Annotated in this window: 11 protein-coding genes; 4 read left to right on the top strand and 7 right to left on the bottom strand. The window is 41.6% G+C overall.

All coding sequences use genetic code 11. The features are described from left to right. Positions 1-48 precede the first annotated feature (48 nt). From ASL19_RS02830 to ASL19_RS02820, 3 genes are all read right to left on the bottom strand, one after another. Entirely contained in the window at positions 49-921 is an 873-nt protein-coding gene (locus tag ASL19_RS02830) for a fructosamine kinase family protein (RefSeq protein WP_057177202.1), read from the bottom strand. Between the two features lie 29 nt (positions 922-950). Further along, positions 951-2,240: a pitrilysin family protein gene (locus ASL19_RS02825; protein ID WP_057177243.1), complete on the bottom strand. Its 1,290-nt coding sequence runs from the start codon at positions 2,238-2,240 to the stop codon at positions 951-953. Between the two features lie 152 nt (positions 2,241-2,392). After that, positions 2,393-3,112 carry a hypothetical protein gene (locus ASL19_RS02820; protein WP_057177201.1) on the bottom strand — a complete coding sequence of 240 codons (720 nt, stop codon included), beginning with the start codon at positions 3,110-3,112 and terminating at the stop codon, positions 2,393-2,395. Between the two features lie 213 nt (positions 3,113-3,325). Between ASL19_RS02820 and crtD the strand changes: the two genes are divergently transcribed. Further along, complete coding sequence (gene crtD / locus ASL19_RS02815; protein ID WP_057177200.1) at positions 3,326-4,855, top strand: C-3',4' desaturase CrtD; 1,530 nt, start codon at positions 3,326-3,328, stop codon at positions 4,853-4,855. Here crtD and ASL19_RS02810 read toward each other — a convergent pair. Together ASL19_RS02810 and hslO are read right to left on the bottom strand one after the other, a co-directional pair. Next, entirely contained in the window at positions 4,832-6,901 is a 2,070-nt protein-coding gene (locus ASL19_RS02810) for a hypothetical protein (protein ID WP_057177199.1), read from the bottom strand. The genes crtD and ASL19_RS02810 overlap by 24 nt on opposite strands. A 186-nt stretch (positions 6,902-7,087) precedes the next feature. Continuing rightward, positions 7,088-7,984, bottom strand: a complete 897-nt coding sequence (hslO, locus tag ASL19_RS02805; protein ID WP_006277454.1) for an Hsp33 family molecular chaperone HslO — start codon at positions 7,982-7,984, stop codon at positions 7,088-7,090. A gap of 223 nt (positions 7,985-8,207) precedes the next feature. Between hslO and ASL19_RS02800 the strand changes: the two genes are divergently transcribed. Then, positions 8,208-8,588 carry a hypothetical protein gene (locus tag ASL19_RS02800; RefSeq protein WP_057177198.1) on the top strand — a complete coding sequence of 127 codons (381 nt, stop codon included), beginning with the start codon at positions 8,208-8,210 and terminating at the stop codon, positions 8,586-8,588. Here ASL19_RS02800 and ASL19_RS02795 read toward each other — a convergent pair whose 3' ends face one another. Both ASL19_RS02795 and hisD read right to left on the bottom strand, forming a co-directional pair. Then, a complete protein-coding gene (locus tag ASL19_RS02795; RefSeq protein ID WP_006277456.1) occupies positions 8,589-9,014 on the bottom strand; it encodes a universal stress protein in 426 nt (141 codons plus the stop codon). A 146-nt stretch (positions 9,015-9,160) separates the two neighbouring features. Next, on the bottom strand, positions 9,161-10,462 hold the full coding sequence (gene hisD / locus ASL19_RS02790) for a histidinol dehydrogenase (protein WP_057177197.1): 1,302 nt from the start codon (positions 10,460-10,462) through the stop codon (positions 9,161-9,163). Between the two features lie 481 nt (positions 10,463-10,943). Between hisD and rpsT the strand changes: the two genes are divergently transcribed. Continuing rightward, complete coding sequence (gene rpsT, locus ASL19_RS02785; protein ID WP_006277458.1) at positions 10,944-11,237, top strand: 30S ribosomal protein S20; 294 nt, start codon at positions 10,944-10,946, stop codon at positions 11,235-11,237. A gap of 176 nt (positions 11,238-11,413) precedes the next feature. Beyond that, positions 11,414-12,241 carry a TatD family hydrolase gene (locus tag ASL19_RS02780; RefSeq protein ID WP_006277459.1) on the top strand — a complete coding sequence of 276 codons (828 nt, stop codon included), beginning with the start codon at positions 11,414-11,416 and terminating at the stop codon, positions 12,239-12,241. Positions 12,242-12,365 lie beyond the last annotated feature (124 nt).

The raw sequence follows: 12,365 nt of genomic DNA, 5'->3' as shown, positions 1-12,365 counted from the left end.
TTTCTATCTACATGCTTATCTATATTTGAAGTTTATTTTTAAAAACCTTTACCTAATACTTTCTAAAATCCTCCCTATCATACCATTAGCCTGATTGCTATAACCACCTCCAAATAAATTAAAATGATTTAAAATATGATACAAATTATAAAGAACTTTCCGTTTTTCATAGCCTGGCGCTAGGGGAAATTCTTCTTCATATCCCTGGTAAAAACTGGGAGGAAAGCCACCAAAAAGTTCCGTCATGGCAATATCAACTTCCCGATCGCCAAAATAAGTGGCCGGATCAAAAATCACTGGCTCACCATTAATTGTAAATCCCACATTTCCTCCCCATAAATCACCATGAACTAGGGATGTTTCTGGTTTATGGTCAGCTAATAAGCTAGGAATGACATCTAATAGTTTTTGTTCTCCGGGAAAATTTCCACCCCGTCTTCTTGCTAACTGAAATTGGTAACCCAGTCGGTTTTTAAAAAAAAATTCATCCCAGTTTAACATCCAACTATTAATTTGTGGTGTGGAACCAATAGTATTATTTATATGCCAACCAAAACCCTGATCGCTAGTAGTTTTGTGCATTGCTGCTAAATTTCTCCCCATTTGTTGCCAGCTTTTATTATTGCCAGCTGACATTTCCAACCATTCTAATACTATGTAACTGCCATTATCTGCAGTTCCCCAACATAATGGTTGGGGAACGCGGATAGTTTTAGTGTTATACATTTGTTGTAAACCCAGCATTTCCGCTGCAAACATTTCTCCCTGGGATGGTTGATTGATTTTGACAAAGTAGGTGATTTGACCATTGCTAATGGCATAACCCTGGTTAATACATCCACCACCTACCGAATATCTTTGGTTGGTTTGGAAATTTTGCCCCGTTAGTTCACTGATTTGCCGATCTATTTCTTGCCACATTCTTTTCCCCTAATCATTAACCTTGTTTATTATCTTGGTTTAATAATAACTGCTCGATAGTCCTGTGGCGAGAGATATTTTTGTGCAGCTTTCATTAGGTCATACTCATTCTGCATTTGGATGTGTTGAGGATAATTAAATGCTGGATCTAAATCACCCACCAAACATTGATAATAACCATACAATCCAGAGCGATCGCCTGGTGTTTCATTATTGAAAATAAATCTATTTGCGACTCTTGTTTGTATACGGAGAATCTCTGACTCTTTAACCAATTCCGTTTGCAGTTTCTCCAAATGTCCAACTATACCTGTTTCTACTGCTGCTAAATCTTCCACATTACACTTGGCGGAAATCGTGAATAGTCCCTGTAGTTTATAATTACTATTACTGACGGAAATTGTGGAAACCAATCCCCTTTCTTCCCGTAAATCCTGTACTAATCTGGAGCTACGTCCTTGTCCTAATATCCCCGCTAAAACATCTAAGGCATAAGTGTTTTTTATTTCGCCCAATCCTGGTACTCGCCATAAAACAATTAGTCTAGCCTCTTGCAAATTTTCATCCGTAAATTCGTGACGGGTAATTCCTGTAAATGCTGGTTCCTGATTATCTATAACCTCTAAAGGTGGACGAGCTAGGTATTTTGAAGACCTTGCCATCTTTTCTTCAAACCCCTCAGCTACAATTTCTATCAGCTGGTCCACTGGTAAGTTACCAACAGCTACAGCGGTTAGAGAAGAAGGTTGATACCAGGTGTCATGGAATTCTCCCATTTGTTGGGGTGTCAACTGAGAAATTATGCTTTCTAAACCCAGTATTGGACGACGATAAGGCAAAAAATCAAAGGCCGTTTCCATTAGACGGCGAGAAATTCGCCTTCCTATACTATCCTGTGAACGTCTAATCTCTTCCAAAACCACTAATCTTTCGGTTTCAAAACCATCTGGGGGAATGGACGGGTTACAAACTAGATCTATTTGCAGTGGTACCAAATCCTTAAAGTCTTTAGGCGCACTGGTTATATAAAATTGGGTATAGTCTTGACTTGTGGCTGCATTAGCAATGGCACCTCGCTCTTCAACACGACGCTCAAATTCACCACTGGCTAAGTTTTCTGTCCCCTTAAATATAATATGTTCTAAAAAATGGGCCATTCCATTAATGGAATCGGACTCTACAGCAGAACCAACATTTATCCACACATTTAAACTAACTGCTTCAATTGGCATTTGTTCCGCAATGATGGTTAACCCATTGCACAGGGAATGTACCCTGGGTTTTTGAAGAGGTGGAGTTTTTGGCAAGGTTAATATCATTTGTGGTGGCAAGGTCTGCATTACTACTCATATCCTAACTACTCATATCCTAGGTTTATTGAATTGACTTTCCCCCAGGTTAAAAGCCCACTTCTACTATAGCAGATAGTTTGGTAATCCTTCAAGATTACCAAACTATCACTCAATTAGGCTCACACCGGAAGCGCTGATGGAAAAACGGAAACATTAGCCGTCGCATCAGTAAAGTTTAGGAACTTTTCAATTAGTAGTTGCTCAAATATATTGAATGAGTCGTGCCAATTTGCTACTATTTGTTGCAAGTCCTGTATTTTCTGTGAGGGACTATTTCCCAAGAGGGGATAGTTAAAGTTACCAGAAAATAAGATTGCCCCTACCACTTTATCAGGAAATTGAACTGTTGCTTGGTTAATACTCAAGTTCAAAACTCCCCTTTCTAAAGGATAACTTAACTGTAGACTTGCTCCCACTCTCTTCCCTCCAAATTCTTGCCATGGACCTGGTGCCAATAGCCTGCTATGGATGTATTTATAGGCATCTGCTTCAGAATTGAAAAGAACAAATCCCCTCGGATTGATACCAACCTGTTTATACTCTACTTGAGAGAGTTTTTCTACTAGTTTATGAGTAATATTTGATACTTGAATTTCCTCTTGAGGTTTTTGCGATAGGTTTTCAACCATAGTCACACCATTGGGATGGACAAAAATGCCCAATCCTGTATTAAACAAAATTTGTAACACTCCATTGTTGTAAACCGGTTGTTTGGCTAACTCCCATTCGCTAGGAATGATACCAGTGTATTTTAAAAAGTCAGGATTAACTACTGCGGGATTCAAGTCCTTGGCATTAATAGAGATTGCCAATTCCTGAAGTTGTAAATTTGCACTCATCGTTGTTATTGCCTATTCTTATTAATCCAGCAATACTGGATCTCAAATAGTCATTTTACATACAATTACTTTCTCATTTCTATAAATTTCTATGTCTTCCAATTTAATTTTATAGCCTATTTGTTGATGGCTATTGCTCCCGGGATAAACGGTGCCCTGGAAGTGGGTAAGGCTATACAATTATGAGTGGTAGTATTAAGAATTGTAAATTAAATGTCCAGTTCATCTCTAAACATCAAGCAGTCTCGTGTTATTGTTGTTGGTGGGGGAATAGGTGGCCTTACCGCAGCAGCTCTATTAGCACGTAGAGGTTATCAGGTTTTAATTGTGGATCAAGCTTTGGTTCCTGGTGGTTGTGCTTCAACTTTTAAACGTCAGGGATTTATTTTTGATGTGGGTGCAACTCAGGTTGCAGGTCTGGAACCCGGAGGAATTCATTACCGGATTTTTCAGGAACTAGATATGGATCTACCCCCAGCTACACCCTGCGATCCTGCTTGTGCGGTTTTTCTTCCAGGAGAAACAACTCCCATTAATGTCTGGCGAGATCCGCAAAAATGGCAACAGGAACGTCAACAGCAATTCCCTGGAAGTGAACCCTTTTGGCAATTATTAGCTACTTTATTCCGTGCTAGCTGGGAATTTCAGGGAAGAGACCCTATTTTACCACCGGGTAATTTGTGGGATCTCTTACAGTTGATTAAAGCTGTGACTCCCAGCACCTTTATTACTGCTCCGTTTACTTTTATGAATGTGGGTGATGCTCTCAGATTATATGGTTTAGACCATGATATAAGACTGAGAACGTTTTTAGACTTACAACTTAAATTATATTCCCAGGTTAGCGCCCAAGAAACAGCTCTCCTTTACGCTGCTACCGCTTTAAGTATATCCCAACTTCCTCAAGGACTATATCATTTACAAGGTAGTATGCAAGTGCTGAGCGATCGCCTGGTGAAATCTTTAGAAAAAAATGGCGGTCAATTACTAATGCGTCATACGGTGGAAGGGATTAATGTGGAGGATGGCAAAGCTCAAGGTGTAACAATCCGCAATCAAAGGACTGGACAAGTATTTACAGAGACAGCAGATCACGTGATTGCTAATGTCACAGTGCAGAATCTCATGGAACTACTGGGAGAAAAAGTCCCCTCTGGATACAAGACAAGAATTGAAAAACTCCCCCCTGCTTCCGGTGCATTTGTGGTATATTTGGGGGTGGAACAAAGTGCTATCCCCCAAAATTGTCCACCCCACTTACAATTTATGTATGATATTAATGGACCAGTAGGAGAAAACAACTCCTTATTTGTTTCTGTCAGTCATGAGGGGGATGGTCGGGCACCTGCGGGAAAAGCAACAATTATAGCTTCATCCTTTGTGGATTTCGCTCCCTGGTGGAATAGTGACAATTATCCACAATTAAAGGCAAAATTTACTCAAGAGGCTATTTCTCGACTCGCTGAATATTTTGATTTGAACCCAGAAACAATTATTCTCGTCGAAGCTGCTACACCTAAAACCTTTGCTGACTACACAGCTAGACACAAAGGAATCGTGGGTGGTATTGGTCAAAGAATTTCTACTTTTGGCCCTTTTGGTTTTGCCAATCGTACACCCGTTAGGAACTTGTGGTTAGTTGGTGATTCTACCCATCCAGGGGAAGGTACTGCTGGGGTGAGTTACTCAGCTCTCACAGTAGTTAGACAAATTGATGACCTACAAAGAAGGTTGTCCCGGTGATAGCAGTGGGGTTGTGGGCACTACTTCTGGAACCAGTTGTTCTTTCCAAGTTCTAATTTGTAGTTGGGCATCCGCATAAGCAGAACTACTACGAGGGACTAATCTGGCAGTTTCAATACTCCTGACCAGGTCAACTTGACTTTGGGAACGAGCAATCTCTAATATTTGCTCACCCCACCGATCAATGGCAACGTTGATATCCATGCGTAAAACATTACGCCGAGAAACCCGATTGGCTAACCGTATGGCCTGGGACAGGGCGTCCGCTGTGCCTATACTAGCCAGTTCTCGCGCTTTTCTCCAATTTTCTCTGGCACGTATTTGCTCTTGCCATGTATCAATTACTGCCTGTGCTTCTCCTGCTAATGCTCTCCCGGATATGGCAATTTTTCTCGCCTCCTGTACAGCACTATTCAAGTCCCCACTTTCGGCTAACACTATAGCCCTATCTAAATAGGGTTGGTCTTCAATACGCTGAATGCTGGCATTCCAGGAGCGGATTCTCCTTCGTGCTTTTGAGTATAGGGCCCGACCTGAAGAAATCTGACTGGCTTCGGCGATCGCATTTTGTAAAGAGTTAATATCTCCGGCATTAGCAATTTGTTCTGCTCGGTCTAAATAAGGTTTGTCTTGAATGGTTTCTATTTGGTCATTCCAACGATTAATTTGGGTTTGAGCTTCTTGGGCGCGAGGGTTTTGAGATGGAACTTGTTGGGCTTGAGATATGGCAGATCTTAAATCCTCAATGGTACCCCCACTAGCTAGATCCCGAGCTTGTTCTAACTTAGTTATATCCTCAATTTCTAATTGCCAAAGAGAAATAAGTTCTTGAGCTCGACCATATATCCCCCGGGAAGTATCTATTTGTTGGGCTTGAGAAATGGCATTCTCCAAGCCTAAAATGGTTCCTAACCAGGCATTTCGTTGGGCCTCTCCCAAATCTATAAAATCATCAATTTCCGACTGTAAGGAGGGAATAGGAGGGATTTTTCCGGCAATTTCCAAACCCCGATCTGCATCTCTTCTCTCCATTTGAGCTTGTGCTAGTTTCAGAATTTTTCGCCCAAATTGAGGAACTAATTCCTGAGCCTTCTTGTACAAGAAGCTTTCTGGTTTAACCGATTTTACTAACTTAATAGCTGCTAAAATATCATTAACAGAATTACGATCAGCTAATGAATCAGCTTTATCTAGTTTGTCACCATCTTCCCGCGCAGTTACAATAATTTGATTTAACTGGTCGTATTTCGTGGTCGACCAGAATCTATTATTAATGCGCAGTAATTTGGATGATAGCATAAAAGCTGATTGCCAACGCCTGTTTTCTAGTTCTCCAATGGAGGATTGGTAGATTTCCTCAGCTGTTGACCAGGTAGATTGCCATTTGAGAATTTTCTCCTCCACAAACTGACGATCTTCCAAATTTTCTGGAATTTGTTTAGCAGTAGCTATTGCTTCCTCCAAATTTCCTACTTGGAAGCTCTTCTCCGCCAAATTTATAATGTCCCGCGACCACTCCTGCAATAGATCATTAATTTGTCCTCGCAAAGGATGATCTTGTGGTAAATCCTTCACTAGGGCTATAGCTTGTAATAAGTCACTAACCGTCTGCTTGGAAGCAGCCAGGGTAGCACAGTGGACACGCATAGAAGCACTGGCTAAAGGCCAGAATATTCTAGGACAGTTGGGAGCGGAGGGTAGTTTAAGTAAGATTGATACTGATATAATACCCATGCTGCTGGGAATAAACGCTAGGACGAAAAACCACCATATCCAGCTTTTCTTCCACATTGCTAATTCCCATATCTTACCGGATAAAACAAAGTCAACAGGTCTATACCAATTGTTTTCTTTACCTTTTTCGTGTAAGCCATTGTTATTTTGTTGCTGCATTAATGAGCCAAAACTGCGATCGCTATCCTGAATAGCGTTCCCACCGGATGATTGATTGACCTGGACTTCTGAATCTGGGGACAATCTTGGATTTTGCTCTGGTTTTGTGGTCTCAACCGGAGAAAAACCTCCTGAAATATCCTGATCTGTCATCTCTCACACCACACTAAATTGATTAACAGTCCATTCTGACAAATTTATCCTATCAACTCCAGAAGGTAGTGCAGGTGCGGTCCACTCTATAGACTGACACCCACTCCGATCTGTAAAACCTATCCAAAAATATATACCTCAGGGAATATGCTTAATTTTAGTATTATTTTACCATATTAGAATAATTTAACCTTTAACATTTTGTAAATCCACAATTAGTTGGGCCAGATTATCACTGCTTGCTTGATAAACACTACCACAAAAATCGCAGGTAGCTTCAGCTCCGTTGTCCTTGAGAATCATATCTTGTAATTCGGACTCTCCCAACATTTTTAACGCTCCTAGCACGCGCTCAAAGGAACAACCACAATGAAAGTGTAGAAGTTGAGTTTCAGGAAAAATTGTCAGTTCCATATCCCCCAATAAATCCTCAAAAATGTCGGTTAAGCTTTTACCTGCTTGTAATAATGGTGTAAATCCAGATAATGTGGACACTCTCGATTCCAATGTTTCCACGAGAGCTTCGTCTCTGGCAACTTTTGGCAGAACTTGAATTAAAATTCCTCCAGCTGCAGTTACACCACCCGAACCAACAAACACACCTAATACTAAAGCGGAAGGGGTTTGCTCAGAGTTAACTAGGTAATGGGTGACATCATCCCCAATTTCTCCGGACACCAGTTCTACCGTACTAGAATAGGGATAGCCATAACCAATATCTTTAACTACATACAAATACCCTTTTCCTACAGCACCTCCCACGTCCAGTTTACCCTTGCTGTTGGGTGGTAGTTCTATGGATGGGTTGCCCACATAACCCCTGACTGTACCATCTAGTCCAGCATCTACTAATATACCCCCTAATGGTCCATCTCCCTTCACCCGCAGGTTAATTCTCGCACCAGAGCGTTTCATCCCTGAAGCCATTAACAAACCTGCTGACATAGTTCTTCCCAGAGCTGCTGTGGCTACATAGGAAAGTTTATGGCGCACTCTTGCCTCTTCGGCTAACTTTGTGGTGATTACACCCACCGCTCGAATGCCACCATTTGCTGCTGTGGCCCGCATTAGTTTGTCCGCCATAAACACCTTTACTATTCACAAAAAACTGCTCAGTGTGACCACTTGGCTTTAAACACCGGAGAAAATTCTCTCCTATAATCATTATATAGTTAGTGCTGACTCTCCTCTAAAAATTGGGCTACAAGCTGTCGATTCTGGTATAATCCTAGCCACCCACAAGATTCCCAAATGCTCATTTTTAGGTCCATACCGTTTTTACTAAAACTATAAAATAACAACTATTATGTTAGGAACTTTTCAACAAAGCCAATTGCGCATAGAAATAGAAGCATCCTCCCAAGCTATTCATGATAGTCTTGTGTTTCCTTCACAATTACGTGAATGGCTACCATTTGCAGGCCTTCCCCCATCCATGCCAGAAAAATTGACCCCCGGTTTTGATTTCACTACTTCTATAGGATACGTAACTACATATCATCATGTGGATGTTTTGAAGGTTAATTGTTTGCGCCTACTTCTTAGTGGCGCTATTGATGGTTTTCATGAGTGGTATTGGGGAGAAGGTTGGCTACAGTCCCGACTAGAGGGTGTGTCACTCTTACCCTTGAATTTGGGTCAAACTCTCAGTTTGTTGAGACTACGTCATTTTTTGACCCTTCCCTAGTTACCTGTGTAACTTAACTACCAATACGGAACAATGCGCTTCTTCCATTACTTGTGTACTGACGGAGCGCAAAACGATTTTTTTCATGCCTGTCAATCCACGGTTCCCAATCACCACTAGATCGGCTTTATAAATATTTGCTAGTCTGATTATTTCATCCGCAGGATCCCCTGATACTAGTTCTAGTTGGCTTTTTACCGCCAATTTTTCTTGGTAGGTTTGCAATTGCTTTTCTACCTGAAAATAAGACAATTTGGGTGAGTCTGGATGAGGACGATCAGCTGGCAATTCCGTGGCATCCGATGATGGAAATACGTGACAAAGAATCACCTGCGCATTCTGGGAAAGCATAAGACTCCCTAATGTCTCTATCACTCTTTCCGCAATTTCGGAATCATCTAAAGCCACTAAAATAGTATTTAACACCGCTTTTACTTCCTTAACTCAAAATCACCCTAGTTTTTTTAGTTTACTCTGTTCCACCTCATTTCTAATTAATCCTGATGAAGGAATTCCCCCGCAGTTGTAATCTGGGGGAATATGGTCAGGAATGAGAAAGTCTATTTATGCTTCTAGCTATCAGCATCAAATCTTATACGTACTGAATCCGCATGAGAAGGTAAACCCTCCGCCCTAGCCAAGGTGGTAATGGCACTGGCTACTTTGTCAAGTGCACCTCGGGAGTATTGTATAATACTTGAGTGTTTGAGGAAGGTTTCTACACCTAAAGCGGAGGCATAACGAGCAGCACCGGATGTAGGTAGGGTATGATTGGGACCGGCTAAATAGTCACCTACCGCCTCTGGTGTAGAATCGCCCAAAAAAATCGCCCCCGCATGACGGATATGCTGAATTAGTGACCAAGGGTCTTTTACCTCCAATTCCAAATGTTCCGGGGCAAATATATTAGAAAATTCCGCCGCTGCTTCCAAAGATTCCACAATTACGACCAGTCCATAATGGGCGATCGCCTTTTCTGTGTCTATCCTTCTGGGATGATCTACTAATTGTCTATCTACCTCTAACTGAACCTTTTTGGCTAAACCAGTGTCCGTAGTCAATAAAATTGCCGCTGCCATAGGATCATGTTCCGCTTGAGCTAACATATCTGCCGCCAGATGTTTGGGATTAGCAGTTTCATCGGCAATAATTAACACCTCACTCGGCCCAGCTAAGGAGTCAATACCCACAGTCCCATATACTAGTTTTTTGGCTAAGGTGACATAAATATTACCAGGACCTGTAATTACATCTACCTTGGGAATGGTTTCTGTACCGTATGCTAGAGCTGCGATCGCCTGGGATCCCCCAATGCGATAAATCTCGCCTATTCCAGCTTCTTGAGCAGCTACCAATACCGCCGGATTAATTACTTTATCAGGACCTGGTGGCGTGACCATGACTATCCGAGGTACACCTGCTACTTTAGCCGGTATGGCATTCATTAATACTGTACTAGGATAGCAGGCCCGACCACCGGGAATATATAGACCCGCCCTATCTACGGGTGTATAGCGTTTACCTAGAACCACTTCATCTTCCCCAAAGTGCACCCAGGTTTTTGGTACTCTCTGACGATGAAAAGCTTCTATTCGTTCACAGGCCAGCCTAATTGATGCCAACAAATCCTTCGATATTTGTTGGTAAGCCACGTCCATCTCAGAACCTTTTACCCTCAATTCCCCCGGTTCCAAGGTTTGGTGATCAAACTCGGCTGTGTAGTGGAGTACGGCTTTGTCGCCTTGGTTTTTTACAGACAACAAAACTTCTCGTACTGTTGCTTCTTTGTTAAACACCTGTTCGTCCTGGGTACGTTCGCAGATGCGTTGTAGTTCGGATACAACGTGTGCCTGCTGAGTGATAATTCGCAGCATGGAGTAGTAAGGACAGTGCCAAAATTAGAGTTTTTTCCCTTGTGATCATTAGTTTGGCTTTTTATTCTTTCGGATAAACAGCTACCACTAATTTTCTTCTCTAGCTTAACCTGCTTTTTTTTAATCCCACCAGTATTTTGACCTATCATTTATCGCTGTAAAAGCTTTAAAAACAGTTTGGTGATCTTATACTCCCTAACCAGTCCGTGATATACTGGAGTAGTTTGGGGAGTAGCTTGGCAGTATTAGCGGTATTAATCATGAGTTTTTTATTTCTAGACCCTATTATAACCTATTTTTTTTGCCGAACTTTCTCCATCTTTACCAACTCTTGACCGGACTTTACAAAAATTTTGTTAAAAATTGTAAAATTTTTCCTAAAATTTTTCTGTGGAATTGCAGCACTTGCAAATTTCGTGCTATCCTAGTATTTCTAGTAGTGTGTGTACATATTAATTGATAGTTTTTTTGGGAACTGACCGTGGCAAACACAAAATCAGCACTTAAACGCGCCCAAATCGCGGAGCGTAACCAACTGCACAACAAAGCATACAAATCAGCAGTAAAGACGCTGATGAAGAAGTACTTTGCTGCAGTGGAGGCCTATGCTTCCAACCCTACGAGCGAGTCTAAACAGTTGGTGGATGAGAGGATGTCACAAGCCTACAGCAAAATTGACAAAGCTGTTAAAAGGGGAGTGTTGCATCCAAACAGTGGGGCTAGAAAAAAATCTAGATTAGCACGGAAGCTCAAACCATTGACCCAACCAGTTTAGGAGTCAGAATAGTCACTAATTTGTAATTCGTAATTCGTAATGGGAATAAAGCTAAGATAAGTCGTTAAATCAAAAAAACCGGTTGATTTTGGTTTAGTGACTACTTGAACCTGGTTATGGATTATGGATTAGCAAATTATGGCAAATCAGGAGTTGTTGTCACTGGTAACTGAAAAATGCAATTAATAGATAGCCACGTACATCTGAACTTTGAAACTTTTAAGCCAGATTTAGAGGCAGTGAGACACCGTTGGCAAGAAGCAGGGGTAGCGCACCTAGTGCATTCCTGTGTTCATCCAGGGGAATTTGCCAGCATTTGGTCTATAGCTAAACAGTTCCCGGAGGTGAGCTTTGCCATTGGGTTACATCCTTTGGATGCTGATAGATGGGAAGAACACACAGGAGCTGAAATAAGAAATTTAGTCCACCTATCTAACCAGTCAAATGCTCCTGTTATAGCAATTGGGGAAATGGGACTAGATTTTTATAAAGCCAGCAACCGTGAGCAACAACATAAGGTATTTGAAGCCCAACTGGCGATCGCCACGGAATTAGATTTACCGGTAATAGTCCATTGTCGGGAAGCTGCTGTAGAAGCGAGAGAGGTGCTAGAAAAATGGCGAGAAAGGGAAGGAGACAGGGTGCGGGGTGTGATGCATTGTTGGGGAGGAACACCGGAGGAAACCCAATGGTTTTTAGATCTGGGTTTTTACATTAGCTTTAGTGGTACAGTTACCTTTAAGAATGCGAAAGCTATACAATCCTCAGCAGCGATGGTAGGTAAAGATAGAATTTTGATTGAAACTGACTGTCCATTTTTGTCACCCACGCCCAAGAGAGGAGAGAAGCGTAACGAGCCAGCCTATGTAGGCTATGTAGCAGCGCAGTTAGCAGAAATCCGAGGAGAAACCGTAGAATCCATAGCTGACCAAACAACTGCCAATGCTTGTAGACTGTTTGGGATTAGACTGGAGGAAACAAAAATTCAGCCAAATCCATCCTGATACCGAGAATAACCTGGCGGATCCTTGATTTTTGGTGTCTTAAGAACGAGTGTAGATGAGGTCTGGATAAATAGTATGAACAGAGAATTAATGAGCAAAATGTACGTAATGAGTAGATTACCCA

The organism is Cylindrospermopsis sp. CR12, assembly GCF_001432185.1.
Classification (GTDB): Bacteria; Cyanobacteriota; Cyanobacteriia; order Cyanobacteriales; family Nostocaceae; genus Raphidiopsis; species Raphidiopsis raciborskii.
Note: the sequence above shows the minus strand (reverse complement) of the source record. Positions and strands in the feature narration are given on the sequence as shown.